Annotated in this window: 13 protein-coding genes; 3 read left to right on the top strand and 10 right to left on the bottom strand. The window is 36.6% G+C overall.

Translation table 11 applies throughout. The features are described from left to right. Nucleotides 1-2: 2 nt before the first annotated feature. The 6 genes from gap to ACY2RT_RS12440 form a co-directional block, all read right to left on the bottom strand. Nucleotides 3-1,001, bottom strand: a complete 999-nt coding sequence (gene gap / locus ACY2RT_RS12415) for a type I glyceraldehyde-3-phosphate dehydrogenase (RefSeq protein WP_490156241.1) — start codon at nucleotides 999-1,001, stop codon at nucleotides 3-5. Between the two features lie 17 nt (nucleotides 1,002-1,018). After that, on the bottom strand, nucleotides 1,019-2,005 hold the full coding sequence (gene pfkA / locus ACY2RT_RS12420) for a 6-phosphofructokinase (protein WP_490156242.1): 987 nt from the start codon (nucleotides 2,003-2,005) through the stop codon (nucleotides 1,019-1,021). 299 nt (nucleotides 2,006-2,304) lie between these two features. After that, nucleotides 2,305-4,143, bottom strand: a complete 1,839-nt coding sequence (locus ACY2RT_RS12425; protein ID WP_490156243.1) for a CocE/NonD family hydrolase — start codon at nucleotides 4,141-4,143, stop codon at nucleotides 2,305-2,307. A gap of 6 nt (nucleotides 4,144-4,149) precedes the next feature. Next, nucleotides 4,150-6,141 carry a protein-disulfide reductase DsbD family protein gene (locus ACY2RT_RS12430; protein ID WP_490156244.1) on the bottom strand — a complete coding sequence of 664 codons (1,992 nt, stop codon included), beginning with the start codon at nucleotides 6,139-6,141 and terminating at the stop codon, nucleotides 4,150-4,152. 7 nt (nucleotides 6,142-6,148) lie between these two features. Continuing rightward, nucleotides 6,149-7,459, bottom strand: coding sequence for a tRNA lysidine(34) synthetase TilS (tilS, locus tag ACY2RT_RS12435; protein WP_490156245.1), 1,311 nt, complete (start codon nucleotides 7,457-7,459; stop codon nucleotides 6,149-6,151). 25 nt (nucleotides 7,460-7,484) lie between these two features. Further along, a complete protein-coding gene (locus ACY2RT_RS12440; RefSeq protein ID WP_490156246.1) occupies nucleotides 7,485-8,786 on the bottom strand; it encodes an anthranilate synthase component I family protein in 1,302 nt (433 codons plus the stop codon). A gap of 117 nt (nucleotides 8,787-8,903) precedes the next feature. Between ACY2RT_RS12440 and ACY2RT_RS12445 the strand changes: the two genes are divergently transcribed. Continuing rightward, nucleotides 8,904-9,140 carry a hypothetical protein gene (locus tag ACY2RT_RS12445; protein ID WP_490156247.1) on the top strand — a complete coding sequence of 79 codons (237 nt, stop codon included), beginning with the start codon at nucleotides 8,904-8,906 and terminating at the stop codon, nucleotides 9,138-9,140. 19 nt (nucleotides 9,141-9,159) lie between these two features. Further along, a complete protein-coding gene (locus ACY2RT_RS12450) occupies nucleotides 9,160-9,813 on the top strand; it encodes a tetratricopeptide repeat protein (RefSeq protein ID WP_490156248.1) in 654 nt (217 codons plus the stop codon). A 132-nt stretch (nucleotides 9,814-9,945) separates the two neighbouring features. On the opposite strand, the gene lpdA is transcribed toward ACY2RT_RS12450, so the two are convergent. Beyond that, nucleotides 9,946-11,346, bottom strand: coding sequence for a dihydrolipoyl dehydrogenase (lpdA, locus tag ACY2RT_RS12455; protein ID WP_490156249.1), 1,401 nt, complete (start codon nucleotides 11,344-11,346; stop codon nucleotides 9,946-9,948). A gap of 112 nt (nucleotides 11,347-11,458) precedes the next feature. After that, nucleotides 11,459-11,920: an Lrp/AsnC family transcriptional regulator gene (locus ACY2RT_RS12460; protein ID WP_490156250.1), complete on the bottom strand. Its 462-nt coding sequence runs from the start codon at nucleotides 11,918-11,920 to the stop codon at nucleotides 11,459-11,461. A 164-nt stretch (nucleotides 11,921-12,084) separates the two neighbouring features. On the opposite strand from ACY2RT_RS12460, the gene ACY2RT_RS12465 reads away from it, so the two are divergent. Further along, the gene (locus ACY2RT_RS12465) at nucleotides 12,085-13,305 is read left to right on the top strand and encodes an aminotransferase class I/II-fold pyridoxal phosphate-dependent enzyme (protein WP_490156251.1); all 1,221 of its coding nucleotides are present in this window, start codon (nucleotides 12,085-12,087) and stop codon (nucleotides 13,303-13,305) included. A 74-nt stretch (nucleotides 13,306-13,379) separates the two neighbouring features. Here ACY2RT_RS12465 and ACY2RT_RS12470 read toward each other — a convergent pair whose 3' ends face one another. Further along, nucleotides 13,380-15,167: a phage tail-like protein gene (locus ACY2RT_RS12470; protein ID WP_490156252.1), complete on the bottom strand. Its 1,788-nt coding sequence runs from the start codon at nucleotides 15,165-15,167 to the stop codon at nucleotides 13,380-13,382. A 274-nt stretch (nucleotides 15,168-15,441) separates the two neighbouring features. Continuing rightward, the gene (locus tag ACY2RT_RS12475; RefSeq protein WP_490156253.1) at nucleotides 15,442-17,100 is read right to left on the bottom strand and encodes a phage tail-like protein; all 1,659 of its coding nucleotides are present in this window, start codon (nucleotides 17,098-17,100) and stop codon (nucleotides 15,442-15,444) included. Between the last annotated feature and the right edge of the window lie 105 nt (nucleotides 17,101-17,205).

Raw genomic sequence — 17,205 nt, forward strand, 5'->3', positions numbered from 1 at the left:
AGTTACACTGTTGCCACATGAGCTGCCAAATCTATTAGCTTTGCAGAATAAGCATACTCATTATCATACCATGCCACTAACTTAAAGAAATTATCGTTAAGGGCAATACTTGCTTCAGAATCAAAATTGCAGATGTTCGGATCACTCACAAAATCCTGTGATACGACTGCTTCGTCTGTATAATCCACAATCCCTTTGTATTCTCCATTGGCAGCTTTTTTAAAAATTGCTTTTATCTCCTCGTATGTTGCCGGTTTTTCGGTACGTATAGTTAAATCTACAACAGATACATTGGCTGTTGGAACTCTAAATGCCATTCCGGTTAATTTTCCTTTTAGCTCCGGAATCACTTTGGAAACTGCTTTAGCGGCTCCTGTTGTAGTAGGAATGATATTACTTAAAGCGGTACGCCCTAATCGGTAATTTTTGCGGGATGGACTGTCTACTGTATACTGCGATGATGTGGTAGCATGAATCGTGGTCATTAAACCTTCTACAATCCCTAAATGATCATGAATTATTTTTGCCATTGGAGCCAGACAATTAGTTGTACATGAAGCATTGGAAACAATAGTATCTTCAGGTTTTACATCCTGATGATTTACGCCCATAACAAACATTGGGGCTGTTTTAGATGGTGCAGATATTACTACTTTTTTTGCCCCGGCTTTTAAGTGAGTCGAAGCATTATCTATTTCTTTAAAGACACCTGTGCAATCGATAATTATTTCGGCTGAAACTTCATCCCATTTTAAATTTTCCGGGTTTCTTTCTGCAGTAACGCGAATCACTTTATTATCTACAATCAAATTACCATCTTTTACTTCAACCGTTCCGGGGTATTTTCCATGCACCGAATCGTATTTCAGTAAATAGGCTAAATGATCAACATCCAACAAATCATTTACCGCAACTATTTCTATATGATCCTGTTGTGCTGCAATTCTAAAAGTAATTCTTCCTACACGGCCAAAACCGTTGATTCCAATTTTTAAACTCATATATATATTTCTGAAAATTAAACAGATGTGATATCTGCTACTCGTATTAATTCTAAATCCAATTCATTTTTTCCTTTTATGGTATCTGAAAATGGCACCGACCTCACTTTGTTATGTACAATACCTATCATAACATTCTGCTCTCCCCGTAGTAATGCATCTACGGCTCCTACTCCCAGCCTACTTGCCAGAACACGATCATAACAACTTGGAGCACCTCCACGTTGTATATGGCCTAAAACCGTAACGCGAACTTCATATCCCATTAAATTCTCTTCTATATATTTTGCAAGATTGAAAATATTCTTTCCAATTTGATCTCCTTCAGCAACTACAATAATACTTGAGGTCTTTCCGGATTTTTTGCTACGTTCAAGTGACTCGATTAACCGTTCTTTCCCCATATCTTCTTCGGGGATCAAGATCTCTTCGGCTCCGGCTCCAATCCCGGCATTCAATGCAATGTCACCGGCATCCCTCCCCATAACTTCGACTAAAAAAAGCCTGTTATGTGAGTTTGCCGTATCTCTGATCTTGTCTATGGCCTCAACTACTGTGTTTAAAGCCGTATCATACCCTATGGAATAATCTGTACCATTGATATCGTTATCAATAGTCCCTGGTAATCCCACAATAGGAAACCCAAACTCCTTCATAAAAACCGAAGCACCTGCAAAGGTCCCATCTCCTCCTATTACTACCAATGCATCTATATTGCTACTCGTTAAATTTTCAAAAGCCTTCTGTCTACCCTCTTTTGTAAAAAAACCTTTAGAGCGTGCAGATTTTAAAAATGTCCCGCCTCTATTAATAATGTTTTTTACCGAACGTGCATTCAGGTCTTTGAAATCTCCTTCAATGAGCCCTTCATATCCTCTAAAAACACCAACACATTCTAACTTCTTATATGCACAGGAGCGCACTACGGCACGAATTGCGGCATTCATTCCCGGAGAATCTCCACCACTGGTCAATACAGCTATTTTTTTTATTTTTTTGCTCATTACTGTAAAACTATATCATAATAATGTATTGCGCAATTTCTTTTCAATACTATAACGTTTTTGTCTTTAAATTTTAAAAAAAATACGTGTTAGTACGTATGGACTTATGTACAATTGAAAATTATCTTTGAGGATGAATTAGTGAATATGTATCAGAATATTTTTTGTGGGGATAGAAAATCTTTTTGATACGACTTTTAAAAATTGCTTACACAATTTTTAAAATTTACTAAGTTAGGTTTGTTATAGCGTTCAGGCATTTGCAGGGACGCTTTTTTTATATGAAGATTTGTTGAAAATTACTTAATGACGGTAAACTCAATAGAAGAATCATTGAATATTTTGTGCTTCTGTTTTGTAAAATCTGAAGCTTTTGCTTCAAAAATATTTGGTACAAATGTTTGTGGGTTAAGATCAATCAATGGAAACCAGGTACTTTGTATTTGCACCTGAATTTTATGCCCCTTTTTGAATGTATGATGTACATCCTGAAGTTTTATATGTACAACCGTTTTCTTATTAGGTTCAAAAGGTTCGGGTTTATTGAAATCATTTCTAAAGCGTCCCCTCATAACTTCACTTCTCACCATTAGATGGTAATTACTCATTTTCAGGTAATCTTGCGTTTCTTCATAATCTTCGGCATCCGGAGGATATACATCGATTACTTTCACGACCCAATCTGCATCGGTACCGGTAGTAGCAACATTTAATTTTGCAAGAATATCTCCGGCCATAGTAATATCTTCGCTAAGCACCGGGGTTTCAAACACCAATACATCCGGCCTGCGTGCAGCAAAACGTTGATCGTCTGTCATATATTTTCTGGGTGTAAAGACTACTTTAATGTCTTCGGTATATGGAACCGGTTTTTTAGGGTCACTTATAAATTCTTCGAAAGTGTAACTTTTTTCAGCAAACTCATTAAGTCGTTGTCTGCTTTGTAACCAATATCTTTTTTTAACAGCTTCTTTTGGTGGCCATTCCGTATAACTTTTCCATTCACGAGTTCCCGAATCAAACATATACGCTTCAGGTAGTCCCGAGTTATGGTCTCCATTCCCTTTCAAAAAATGGTTAAAGAACTTTGTTTCGATATCTCTTTGAAAGTCACGTGATAAATTATCTCCAAAATACACATTTCCTATTGCCTGGCGTTTTTTGGTACGTGCCCAATCTCCATGGCTCCATGGCCCAAAAACCATTGTATTATAATTATTACTTCGGTTTTCTATTTTCTCGTAGGTTTCAAAAGGTCCATAGAGGTCTTCTGCGTCAAATAAACCACCTACAACCATTACTGCAGGTTTAATGTCCTTTAAATGCTGAATAATACCCCGGGAGCGCCAAAATTCATCATAATTAGGATGTTCTTTCAACTGCTGCCAAAAAACATTGTCCTTACCGTAGTACTTATCTAAATTTGATAGTGGGCCAATATCGAGAAAAAATTGATATTGATCTTCAGTTCCCAGATCGGGGAATGAATACCAGGCTTCTTTTACGGGCTTTGTTTTTTCATAGCCAAACAAAGCGGTTACTCTCCAGTAACTTAACAGGTAAGCACCATTATGGTGAAAATCATCAAAAAAGAAATCACCAATACACGCCTGGGGTGACGATGCCTTTAAAGCCGGATGTGCATCTAATAAAGAATAGGTTGCATAAAAACCGGGGTATGAAATTCCCCAGGTGCCAACTTTTCCATTGTTATTAGGTACATTTTTCACCAACCAATCGATACTGTCATAAGTGTCACTTGCTTCATCAACTTGCTTTCCTTTTTTATTCGGAATATAGGCTCGCATATTATCATACACACCTTCACTATTCCAGCGCCCCCTAACATCCTGGTACACAACAATGTTCCCTTCTTTCATTAAAAATTCATTAGGTCCAATCTTAGAACGAAATTGGTCTTCCCCATAAGGAAGACAGCTATAGGGTGTGCGCTGAAACAAAATAGGGTATTGTTTCGAAGTATCTTTAGGTGAATAAATTGCAGTAAACAACTTTATTCCATCACGCATGGTGATGTAGGTTTCTGTTTTATTGTAATTCTCTTTTACATAGTTTTCATCTTGTCCAAATACAATGGATGTTACAAATAATACTAATAAAAAGAGGTTGCGGTTCATGTTCTTTTACTTTTTTGATTCAGAGAAACTTTTTAATCCCTCTTTCAACCATGACAAATATTCATCAGAATCCGGAGTATAGGCTGTTGGTTTGTTTAGCAGATTAAAATCAGCGTCTATTAACACATAGTACGGTTGTGAATTATTCTGAAAGTTCACTGTTTGGAAGGTCGCCCATTTATCTCCTATTGTCTTTATTTTTTTAACTCCTCCTGTAGGTTTTAAAAAACTAAATTTATCTTCTTCCTGAAGTTCTTTTCTATCATCAACATATAGAGAAATCAATACATATTCCTCATTAATTATCTTAAATATTTCTTCCCGGCTCCAGACCTGTTCTTCCATTTTACGACAGTTGACACAGGCCCAACCGGTAAAATCGATCATAATTGGTTTTCCTGTAGCCTTTGCAACTGCAACCCCTTCGTCAAAGTCTTTGTAAGCTTCTAATCCCAGAGGTGCATCTGTATCTTTATCATACAAACTATAGAATAATGGTGGTGGGAAACCACTTAACATTTTCAAGTTTGCATAACTTGAATTTGTTAAGCCCGGGATTAAATACAGCATAAAAGCAAAGCTCGCGATACCCACAATTAAATTACCAATTGGAGGTCTCTTCTTTTTTGGCCCGTCATGAGGAAACCGGATGAATCCAAATAGATACAATGCCATTCCCAAAGCACAAAGAATCCAGATTCCAATAAATATTTCACGTTTCAATAAACCCCAATGCTCTACCAGATCTGCATTGGAAAGAAATTTAAAAGCAAGCCCCAATTCAATAAATCCTAAAACCACTTTGACCGTATTTAGCCATCCGCCACTTTTAGGTAAGTTATTCAACCAATTAGGGAACATTGCAAATAAAGCAAAAGGTAAGGCTAAAGCTAGTCCAAATCCTCCCATACCAAAACTCAACTGCATAGCGCCTCCATCACTGGAAAGCGATCCGCCTAACAAAGAACCTAAGATAGGGCCCGTACATGAAAAGGAAACAATAGCAAGTGTAAGTGCCATAAAAAAGATCCCTATGAAGCCACCAATACTGGTTGCTTTGTTATCCATTCTCGAGCTCCAGGAACTTGGTAATGTGATCTCATAATAGCCAAAAAATGAAAAAGCAAAAACAATGAATATGACAAAGAATATGATATTCAAAGTCACATTAGTAGATATATTATTGAGAATTTCCGGATCTACAGAGTCCAATAAATGGAAAGGCACACTTAATAATACATAGATCAAAAATATAAATAGTCCGTATAAAACTGCATTTGCCAAACCATTTTGACGGTTTTTTGCACTTTTAGTGAAAAAAGACACCGTCAACGGGATCATAGGAAATACACATGGAGTTAATAATGCTATTAATCCTCCAACAAATCCTAAAAGAAAGATTGTTAAAAAGCCTTTTTCGGATTCTTCGTCGTCCGGTTCAAAATTTTCTTTCCCCTTAATATCTACAGTCAATGCTGCTGTTTTTTCAAGGTCGGCCTCGGTAAGTTCTTCGGTGGTTGCAGTAGCACTTCCATCGGTAAGTCCTAACTCAAAGGTTTTAGTATCCGGTGGAAGGCATTTTTCATCATCACAAACCGAGTAGTATACTTCTACACTTATTTTCAGGTTTTCCGCATTGATCACTTTAATAGGCTGAATAAAAACAGCTTTGTCTCCAAAATAGACAATATCCGCCTCAAAAACAGGGTCCCAAAACGGTTTTACATCTGGTTCCTGTGTCTTACCTACAAGCTCAAAGGTTTCCGGTGTATTATTATATGCAAATTCAGTGGGAATAGGTGCTAGTTCGACATCTGCTTCCTCCTGGCTGTATATATGCCATCCGGGGTCTATCTCTGCCGTAATGATAATATTATATAGATCATCAGCTTCATTCTCAATCTTTACATCCCATGATACAGGATCCAAAAATTCTTGCGCAATTACAGGGGAGCAAAACCAACCCAATAAAACAAAAAGTACTATAATTTTTTTCATAACTAATTTAGGAGATTCTTGTAATTTTTAATATTTGTTTTGTTTCCGGTGTTATTTTGAACCTTTCGTCTAAACGCATTCCAACTATCCAGATGATTTGATCATTGCTACATAACACCCAAATCTTTTCTTTAGCGACCAAAGATAGCTTTTCATCTTTAAAAAACTTACTCAATTTCTTATTTCCTTTCATCCCAAAGGGTTGAAAAACATCACCTTCACGCCATTTTCGAAGTTGCAAAGGGTACTCAAGTTTATCATTATCGACGTATACCTCACTACTGGTAATATTTCCTATCTTTTTAGTAGGTTTAAATTCAAGCTTAATAGGATTGTTAATATTTTTTTCATTTTCTGAAATAAAAATTTCTTCAATGACATCTTCTGAAGAAATTTTAGTCAAAATAAGCACATTTCTGTCCTTTAAAAGTCGGTGCGTTTTCGAAAATACCTGTTTTCCGCTTTGCGCATCTAACAGATCTGAAATATCCTTCCAGGCACTAAACCCAAACGGAAATAAAAGCTCATATAACAATGCATCGGTATTAGGCAATTCTTGCAATTTCTTAATATTTATTGCATAGGCCTCGGGAGCTTCAGTGATCACCAGATTATAAATTAATGCCATATAATCGTCTATCAAACTTTGACTCGCCTGTAGATGTTGTTGTGTTTTTTGAAAGTTTTGAAGTGCTCCTTCAGCAATCTCTTTATATTTTGGTATAACCTCTAATCGCAATTTGTTTCGTAAATAATCTGTTTTGGAATTGCTGCTGTCTTCGCGCCAATTTAAATTATTTTCTCTGGCATAATTAAAAATCTCATTGCGGGAAAAAATCAATAAAGGGCGAACAATGGTAACATTCATAATGGGAATTCCTGTAAGCCCTCGTAAACCGGTCCCTCGTGATAAGTTGATAAAAAAAGTTTCCAGGTCATCATCTGCATGATGGCCTGTAAGCAGATAATCGAATTTAAAATCCTTTAAAATTTCCTCAAACCATTGGTATCGAAGCTCTCGGGCGGCCATTTGAGTAGATAGCTTATGATTTGAAGCATATTTTTTTGTATCGAATGTTTCCGTAAAAACAGGTACCGACAATTTATCGGCAAGATTTATTACAAATGCTTCATCCTTATCACTTTCGGTTCCTCTTAATGAAAAATTACAATGGGCCAGTGAAATATCAAACTTCAATCTCTTTAGTAAATATGCTAGTACAACGCTATCTACACCTCCGCTACAAGCTATCAAGAGTTTCTTTGCTTTTAGAAAGGGTAAGTTTTTATCAATGTGATTCTCTAATGTGGCTACCATTTTTCAAATATACATTATTACACTTTCAACGCTCCAAAACCTCTCGCATTGCCTTTGCCTTAAGCAGACATTCTTCATACTCATTTTCGGGAACAGATTTGGCTGTAATGGCGCCACCTACAGAAAAGCTTACATATTTATCTTCTGCATTGTACAGAATGCTTCTAATGATCACATTAAAATCAAAATCTCCATTTGGTGTAAAATAGCCCACAGTCCCACTATACAAACCACGTTTAGTATCTTCCAATTTTTCAATGATTTTCATTGCTGAAATCTTAGGAGCACCTGTCATACTTCCCATTGGAAACGTTTTTCTTATAATTTCGACATTTCCTGTATCTGTTGCTACACCACAGGAAATCGTTGATATTAATTGATGTACCTGCTTAAAAGTGTATACTCCGCATAGCTCATCTACAGCAACGCTTCCCTTCTTTGCTACTCGTGAAAGGTCATTACGGACCAGGTCTGTGATCATAATATTTTCGCTACGCTCCTTTGGGTCTGCTAGTAACTTCTGTACCATTTCTTTATCATCTGCCAGATCAGGGAGTCTTTTTGCAGTTCCCTTGATAGGCTGAGAAATTAACGTGTTTCCTGTCCTTTTCAAATACCGTTCAGGGGAAGCTGAAAGTAAATAATGGGCATTTAGTTTTAGGAAAGTAGCAAATGGAGGTTTTGATATATCATTAAGATGAAAGTAACTTTTTACAGGGTCGATCAAAGCGTTTTCCGAAAAGAATTCCTGACAAAAATTTGCTTCATAAATATCTCCCCTTTCGATATGTCGAAGCATTTGGTTTACTTTTTCAAAATAAGAATCCTTAGAAGTACGAAGCTTTATTTTAATGGTTTCAAAATTCGTATTTGCAGAAATATCTTCCGTGATATTCATCTTTAAAATAGCAGACCAGTCACTTTCCAACTCATCGCCCACCATATTTAAATAGTGCAGTTCTACTTCATTTTCAGAAAAAAGAAACACTTTTTTAGGTTGAAAAAAAAAGAGGTCCGGAAAACCCAATCCGTCAAAATTTTGTGAATCAAGATTTTCAATATCATTTTTAAGGTCGTAGGTAAGATATCCAAACAACCAATCTTTGGTAATGGATTGGTATTCTTCAAATGCACGAAAAGCGTTATGAGTGTCTGTTTTTATAGAAGTTAAGGCATCAACCGCAAGAATAGCCTTGTAACTGGAATATTCTTCTTGATAATTGTTAGAATCCAGCCAAACTACCTCATCAAATTGTTGTGCCCAAAGTAGTAATCGGGTTTCAAATTCCTTTGTTAGCTCAAAAGAGAATTTTTTAACTACCCGCATTTTTGCCCCTTTTGGTGAAAAAGATTTTTTTCATTTTTCAAAGATATTGAAATATACGGCAAACGCCCTATTGCTCATATCTACATTACATTGTAGTTTTAAAAAAGTATATTACTAATGAAGCGTGTAACCACATATTATCTTGCATTATTATTTGCCATTTGGTTTATGCTCACAAGCTTTTTTTGGGCATACTGGTTAAATGTATTAATTTCTTTTCCTTTTGCATTTCTAAGTTGGTATTTTTTACGAAAGTCAAAAGTGAATAAATCTAAGCGTTATACGGTAGTGATTATCATTTTGATGTTAGGTATTTTAAGTGCTGTTGTTTCATTATTGCTTTTTACAAGATGAAAATATAATATTATAAACTATGAAAAAAGTATGTCATACTACCATAGTCCTATTCGTACTACTATTTTATGCAAGTGCAAATTTAATTGCACAAAACTCTAGGGTATTTTTAGATTCTGCTTTGGTTGAATCCAATAAAGGTGATTATCGGTCCGCCATACAGTTTTGTAATCAGGCTATTCAGCAAAATGATACTTTAAAGCTGGCTTATTTTTATCGTGCGGGTTTTTATACGGCTTTAATATCAAAACAAAATGCTATGGAAGATTATCAAAACTACAAATCTGCTATAGCAGATTACTCAAAAGTGATTGCATTAGATAATACAAATGCTGAAGCTTTTTTTTATCGTGGCGGCGCCCATAGTGAAATGGGATTCTTAGAACAGGCTATTAATGATTATTTAACATCTGTGTCCATCAATGAAAATCAGCCGGAAGTTTATAATAGTCTGGCCGTTTGCAAAGCCCGGTTAGGGAATCCTCAAGAAGCTTTACAGTATATCAATATAGCTTTGCAATTGGACAAAAATTATGCTAAAGCCTATTCAAATAGAGGGAATATTTTTGATATGATGCGCCAAACACAAAAAGCCTGCAAAAACTGGAAAAAAGCGATTGAGTTGGGCTATCAGGGAAATATGTCTCAATACAACATTAAGTGCAGAGAATAAACAGAATCTACCAGAAACTTAATGATCAGGAAAATATTACAAGAATCAACAGATTTATAAAAAGTCTTTGGGTAGAATCACCGATGTTAAAAATTTCGGATTCTGTATAAAAAAGGATGTATGCTTTTCCTATTAAATATGCAATGCCCTGTCGGCTGTGGCAGCAAGTGCGGCTTCCTTAACAGCCTCAGCATAGGTAGGGTGTGCATGACTTATTCTCGCGATATCTTCTGCACTGGCTCTAAATTCCATTGCAACTACTGCTTCCGAAATCAGATCGGCAACACGGGCACCTACCATATGCACACCTAGGACCTCATCTGTTGTAGCATCGGATAAGATCTTTACAAATCCATCCATATCTCCACTCGCGCGGGAACGTCCTAAAGCACGCATTGGAAACTGCCCGGTTTTATAGGCAACTCCATCTTCTTTTAATTGCTCTTCTGTTTTACCTACAGATGCAACTTCCGGCCAGGTATATACAACTCCCGGAATTAAATTATAGTCTATATGTGGTTTTTGTCCGGCAATGGTTTCAGCAACAAAAACACCTTCTTCTTCAGCTTTATGTGCTAACATTGCTCCACGAACTACATCTCCAATCGCATAGATGTTAGGAACATTGGTCTGCAAGTGCTCGTTCACATCAATCATTCCTCTTTCGGTGATCTTTACTCTGGCGTTTTCAGCCTTCAATCCATCGGTAAAAGGCCGTCGCCCTACCGAAACCAAGCAATAATCCCCGGTGAAGGTTACTTCTTCATCTTTTTTATTGGTCGCTGTAACCGTAACTTCATTTTTCTTTCGCTCTACGGCAGAAACCTTATGTGAAACATAGAACTTTACACCTTGCTTTTTCATCACCTTCGTAAGCTCTCTGCTTTGTGCACTATCCATGGTAGGGATGATGCGGTCCATAAATTCTACTACAGAAACCTCAGCTCCCAAACGGCGATACACCTGCCCAAGCTCCAGACCTATAACCCCACCACCTATCACAATCATATGTTTTGGCACTTCTGTAAGGGTCAACGCTTCGGTAGAAGTGATAATCCGTTCTTTATCAATTTTAATAAAAGGAAGCGTAGCGGGTTTACTACCCGTAGCAATTATAATATTTTTTGCTTCTATAGTTTGAGTTTTTTCTCCTGTGATCTCAATGTGTGTAGCATCTCTAAAAGCTCCTACACCTGTAAAAACATCTACTTTATTTTTATTCATTAAAAATTCGATACCCTTGGTATTTTGATCTACCACATCTGCTTTACGCTCGATCATTTTTTTAAAATTGAGCTTTACTTCACCAGGGATCTCAATACCATGAGCTTCAAAATGTTTGATAGCTTCTTCGTAATGGTGTGAAGAATCCAGCAAAGCTTTACTCGGGATACATCCTACATTGAGGCAAGTGCCTCCCAAAGTATTATATTTTTCGATAATAGCAGTTTTCATTCCCAATTGGGCACAACGGATCGCCGCTACATAGCCTCCGGGGCCGGAACCAATAATTGCAACATCATAGGTACTCATAAAGTATAGTTTAAATTTAACTGCAACACTTTTGCTAAAGCTTTGGTGTTTGCAGATGCAAAAGTACAAATGTTTTGCCGTTGCACAATGGTGACATTTTCATAAAATTTAGCTAATTTAATGTAACAGCGGTCGTATTCTTAACCTCATTGATCGTAAACGAACTTTGGGTGCTGCCAATATGCTGAAGCGTAGTAAGTTTGGTTACCATAAATGACCTGAAATGCTTCATATCCTTTACCAGAACCTTCAATAAATAATCATATTCCCCACTTACATGAAAGCATTCTAACACCTCTTCAAGCTGTATAACTTCATTTTCAAACTTGGTTAGATATTCTTTGGAATGTTGTAATAGCTTTATCTGGCAGAATACCGAGAATCCCAGATTCACTTTTTCTTTATCCAGCAAAGTTACATAGTTCTTTATAACACCGCCTCGTTCCAATTTTTTTATGCGCTCATATACGGCCGTTACCGAAAGATTTAATTTATTGGATAACTCTTTATTGGTTTGCTTGCAATCTTGCTGAAGGTATTTCAGTAATGATTTATCAATAATGTCTAGTTGCATAATTCTGAAAAATTTTCTGAAAAGTACTAAAAAAGATCAGTAATTAAAAACTAATAATTTACACGAATAACACTTTATAGTTTTATTTTCTGTATATGACAATTATCATTGATAAATATTCAGCAAATATTTAGTTTTGAGTTTAACTTTTAACTCCCTTTAAAATGGCATTTAAACCCGCAAATAAAATTCAGGACTTACAATACTTTGGAGAATTCGGAGGTGTAAATCCTTCAATTTCTGACTCATCTACCTATACCTTTCTTTCGGCTAAGACCATGTTTGATACCTTCGAAGGAAATGCAGACGGTTGTTATTTGTATTCCAGGCATACAACACCTTCCAATCTATATTTAGGTGAAGCTTTAGCTGCCATGGAAGGTACCGAAACTGCAAATGTTACTGCAAGCGGCATGGGAGCAATTACTCCAACGATACTTCAGCTTTGTAAAACCGGTGATCATATTATTTCCAGCCGTACTATTTATGGAGGCACATATGCTTTCTTAAAGAATTTTACTCCTCGTATGGGCATTGACACATCGTTTGTTGATATCACCAAATTAAAAATGGTGGAAGCTGCTATTACTCCAAATACAAAAATTATTTATTGTGAATCTGTTAGCAACCCCCTATTGGAAATTGCTGACATTGCAGGATTGGCAAAAATTGCAAAAAAACACGGCTTACAATTATTGGTAGATAATACTTTTTCGCCGCTAACCATCTCGCCTGCGAAATTAAGTGCAGATGTTGTATTGCACAGCTTAACGAAATTTATTAATGGAAGCAGTGATACTATGGGAGGTGTGGTATGTGGAAGTCAGGAATTGATAGACACGCTTCGAAATGTAAATGATGGAGCGTCTATGCTTTTAGGAGCGTCTATGGATAGTTTAAGGGCAGCTTCTATTTTGAAGAACATGAGAACACTTCATATTAGAATGAAACAACACAGTCACAATGCTTTATTTTTAGCTGAAAAATTTGAAGCTGACGGATTAAAAACAGTATACCCTGGTTTGGCATCGCATCAAGGCCATGAGTTATTTACATCTATGATGAATGAAGAATATGGTTATGGAGGGATGTTGACCATTGATGTAGGAAGTCTTGATAAAGCAAACGATCTAATGGAATTGATGCAGGAGCGCAACTTAGGATATTTAGCTGTTAGCCTTGGCTTTTATAAAACCTTATTTAGTGCTCCAGGAACCTCTACATCCAGTGAAATCCCGGAAGAAGAACAAACACAGATGGGACTCTCTGAAGGTTTGATCCGTTTCTCTATCGGACTGGATAACGATATTGAACGCACCTACCAAATGATGCGTCAATGTATGTTGGATATAGGTATCTTAAAACATACATATACATTAAACTAAAGATACAAAGAGAAAACCGTCTATTGTTACGTAGACGGTTTTCTTTTCATTTGTAATTGGTTACTACCCGGTTACTAATTTTTTTTGAGAATTTCTTTTATAGTTTCAATTTCTTTTTGTTGTTTTTCAAGTTGCGATTTTAGTTCTTTATTTTCTTCTGAAAGCAGTTCTATTTCAGAAATAAGAGAAATCCTATTTTCTTCGGTATTTATTGGATTTCCTTGCAGATCTGCCTGATACACCAGTTTTTCTCCGGTTACTTTTTCAATCAATCGCATAGCTTTCATCATATCCACATTCACTTGTTTCCCGATATTTTCGTTTTTTGAATAAAAACTCCAGGCCATATCTTCACTGGGCTTCATTAAACTAAAATGATGTGGAGAAATCACGGTACTATTTCCGGTGGCATCCAATGCATTAAGCTCACCTCCATTGCTGTAAATTCCACTATGCCCTGCTGTTGCAGTAGGAGCAGTCATATCTTCGAGCATAATGGCGCCTGCAACATCCAGTTTATAATCAGGGGTAAGATCACCAATACCCACTCTATTAGCACTGGCGTCTACTATAAAGGTAGTATTATCTATTCGTAAATCACCGTCGTTGTCATGCTGAAGATACAAGGTGTTTCCCGTATTCGTGATTACCTCATTACCATCCAACCTTAAATTACCATCAACTTCTATAACTCCGCTGCCCGCAGTTCCCGAAGCATCTATAGATGCTGTAAATGCTGAATAGCCCGTAGCTTCAAAAGTTCCGTTTATTCTTGCAAAATTAGTATCAAACTCACCATAGATAAGAGGTGATGTGGTATTTGAATTATCAATGTACAATCTGTTACTATTTTGTTCATTGTACCCTGCCTGATAACCTAAAAATACACTCCCGCTTTTGTTATGAAGAGCAGTGCCATAACCGGCCTGATGACCAATAAATGTATTGTTACCTCCTATCTGATTAAAAAATCCGGCTCCTGCCCCTATTCCAATATCATTATTACTTGTAGCATTTCTTATGGCCTGATCTCCAATAGCAATATTATCAGTTCCGGTAATATTCCAACCAGCTTGATTACCTATACCAACGTTCCTTTGTCCACTTGCAGTTTGCCATAAAGCTTGATAGCCAAGCGCTACATTATAATCCCCTCCGGTAATTGCAGCAGATGACTGATACCCTAAAGCAATATTATAGGTTCCACTAAGATTGCCAAGCAATGTTTGTTCCCCAATTCCAATATTATAATCTGCTCCGGAATTAGCATCTCTTAAAGCCGCTGTACCTATCGCGATATTATTCTCAGCACTATTATTCATTGCTGCATCTTTACCAATAAAGACATTATTATTTGTTGAGAGGTCATCAGAATTCCCCGCATTTTCGCCAATAAAAATTGAATTTCCGGTATTAAAGATTTCAATTTGGCCATTTGTTGTTATCCTGACCTTCTCTGTATTGTTGGTCCTAATTGATACCCCTTGAGCATCAGTAGTTCCCATAAAGTTAGTACCGGATGTAGTCCCTGCGTTTCCATTTAAGGTCCAGAAACTACTTCCGGCCGATGAATCCAATCGTTCCCATATACTACTGTTAAAATAATAATATCCTGTTCCAGTACCACCCGTAGTTGCCGGGTTGGTATTATAGATCAATAATCCTGTAGCGGCAGTGTTAACACCATCAAGCATGGTATCCGTAACATCTCCCAAAGATACTTTAGGAATTAAAACTCCCTTATCCGAAGCAGATATATCTAAAATTGTAGATGCATCCGGTAGTGTTGTCCCAATGCCTACTTGAGCTATTGAGAATGTTGAAAACATAATAAATGTCGAAATAAATAATACTCTTTTCATAATCATTTTTTTTGAAGTAGGCTTGTTTTGGCAAAAGGGCTATAAATATATAGCATTCATTATTAAATAAATAGGGGGATTTCCCCCTATTTCACATATTTGTAAAATCTCATGTGGTCTTTGCAAAAACATACTATTGTATTCTTAAATAAAAAATACAAATCAAACATGCATACAGAAATTAAAATTGAAGATCAAAAAAGTATATAAAAAGAAAACCGTCTAAGTGAAAATAGACGGCTTTCTTTTTATTGGTAATTGACTAAATAATTGATCAATTATTTTTCTTGATAATCTCTTTTATCATTTCAATTTCTTTTTGTTGTTTTTCAAGTCGCTCCTTTAGTATTTTATTTTCTTCTGAAAGTGTTTTTATTTCAGAAATAAGAGAAATCCCATTTTCTTTGGTATTTAGTGGATTTCCTTGCAGGTCTGCCTGATACACCAGTTTTTCACCTGTTACTTTTTCAATCAATCGCATAGCTTTCATCATATCCACATTCACTTGTTTCCCGATATTTTCGTTTTTTGAATAAAAACTCCAGGCCATATCTTCACTAGGTTCTGTTAAACTAAAATGATGTGGAGAAATTACTGAACTATTTCCGGCGGCATCCAATGCATTAAGCTCACCTCCACTACTGTAAATTCCACTATGCCCTGCTGTTGCAGTAGGAGCAGTCATATCCTCAAGCATAATTGCTCCTGCAACATCCAGTTTATAATCTGGAGTAAGATCACCAATACCTACTCTATTAGCACTGGCGTCTACCATAAAGGTAGTATTATCTATTCGTAAATCACCATTATTGTCATGTTGAAAATGTAATGTTGTTCCGGTATTCGTAATTATCTCATTACCATCCAGTCTTAAATTACCGTCAACTTCTATTACTCCACTGCCGGCAGTTCCGGAAGCATCTATAGATGCTGTAAATGCTGAATAGCCCGTAGCTTCAAAAGTTCCGTTTATTCTTGCAAAGTTAGTGTCAAACTCACCATAGATAAGAGGTGATGTGGTATTTGAGTTATCAATGTACAATCGATTACTAACCGTTGCTCCTTCTCCTGCCTGGTTTCCTATGAACACACTCCCCGAAAGGCTTCTGGTAGCTGCATTATAACCAGCTTGAAAACCTAAAAAAAGATTAGAGGAACCCGTTGCATTATAACCTGCATTACGTCCAATGCCTGTATTAGAAGATCCAACACTTATGTGAAACAATGAACTGCTCCCAAAAGCAGTATTGCTATCCCCCGTTAGGTTATTTGACAGGGCAAATTTCCCATTTGCTGTATTGTTACCACCTGAATCGTTACTTGTAAGAGCACCATACCCATTGGCAGTATTATCACTTCCTGTATCATTGCTTAAAAGTGCATTATATCCATTAGCAGTATTGTCATTCCCGGTGTCGCTAAAATAAAGAGCATTTACTCCTGTAGCTGTGTTACCGGTTCCTGAGCTATTAGTGACTAAAGCACTTACTCCAAAGGCTGTATTTGACGTATTTAAACTACCTGCAGAAACAGAATTTCGCTTAAATACAAGGTCTTGATTGTCTGTCGTTCCAATGAAGTTAGTACCGGATGTAGTCCCTGCGTTTCCATTTAAGGCCCAAAAACTGCTTCCCGCAGATGAATCCAATCGTTCCCATGTAGTACTATTAAAATAATAATATCCTGTTCCACTACCACCCGTAGTTGCTGGATTGGTATTGTAGATCAATAATCCTGTAGCGGCAGTGTTAACACCATCAAGCATGGTATCTGTAACATCTCCCAAGGATACTTTTGGTATTAGAATTCCCTTATCTGTAGCAGATATGTCTAAAATCGTAGAGGCATCCGGTAGTGTTGTCCCAATACCCACTTGAGCTATTGAGAATGTTGAAAACATAATAAATGTTGAAATAAGCAATTTTCTTTTCATAATTGTTTTTTTGAAGCAGGCAAGCTTTGGTAAAAGGGCTTTAAATATAAAGCATTCATTTTTAAACAAGTAGAGGCACCCTCCCTTTTTCAAACATTTGTAAAA

This window comes from Ulvibacter sp. 2210JD10-4 (assembly GCF_058148525.1).

Bases quoted from the DNA above. Each gene is read 5' to 3' on its own strand.
- gap (WP_490156241.1), bottom strand. From the start codon at position 1,001: ATGAGTTTAAAAATTGGAATCAACGGTTTTGGCCGTGTAGGAAGAATT.
- pfkA (WP_490156242.1), bottom strand. From the start codon at position 2,005: ATGAGCAAAAAAATAAAAAAAATAGCTGTATTGACCAGTGGTGGAGAT.
- ACY2RT_RS12425 (WP_490156243.1), bottom strand. From the start codon at position 4,143: ATGAACCGCAACCTCTTTTTATTAGTATTATTTGTAACATCCATTGTA.
- ACY2RT_RS12430 (WP_490156244.1), bottom strand. From the start codon at position 6,141: ATGAAAAAAATTATAGTACTTTTTGTTTTATTGGGTTGGTTTTGCTCC.
- tilS (WP_490156245.1), bottom strand. From the start codon at position 7,459: ATGGTAGCCACATTAGAGAATCACATTGATAAAAACTTACCCTTTCTA.
- ACY2RT_RS12440 (WP_490156246.1), bottom strand. From the start codon at position 8,786: ATGCGGGTAGTTAAAAAATTCTCTTTTGAGCTAACAAAGGAATTTGAA.
- ACY2RT_RS12445 (WP_490156247.1), top strand. From the start codon at position 8,904: ATGAAGCGTGTAACCACATATTATCTTGCATTATTATTTGCCATTTGG.
- ACY2RT_RS12450 (WP_490156248.1), top strand. From the start codon at position 9,160: ATGAAAAAAGTATGTCATACTACCATAGTCCTATTCGTACTACTATTT.
- lpdA (WP_490156249.1), bottom strand. From the start codon at position 11,346: ATGAGTACCTATGATGTTGCAATTATTGGTTCCGGCCCCGGAGGCTAT.
- ACY2RT_RS12460 (WP_490156250.1), bottom strand. From the start codon at position 11,920: ATGCAACTAGACATTATTGATAAATCATTACTGAAATACCTTCAGCAA.
- ACY2RT_RS12465 (WP_490156251.1), top strand. From the start codon at position 12,085: ATGGCATTTAAACCCGCAAATAAAATTCAGGACTTACAATACTTTGGA.
- ACY2RT_RS12470 (WP_490156252.1), bottom strand. From the start codon at position 15,167: ATGAAAAGAGTATTATTTATTTCGACATTTATTATGTTTTCAACATTC.
- ACY2RT_RS12475 (WP_490156253.1), bottom strand. From the start codon at position 17,100: ATGAAAAGAAAATTGCTTATTTCAACATTTATTATGTTTTCAACATTC.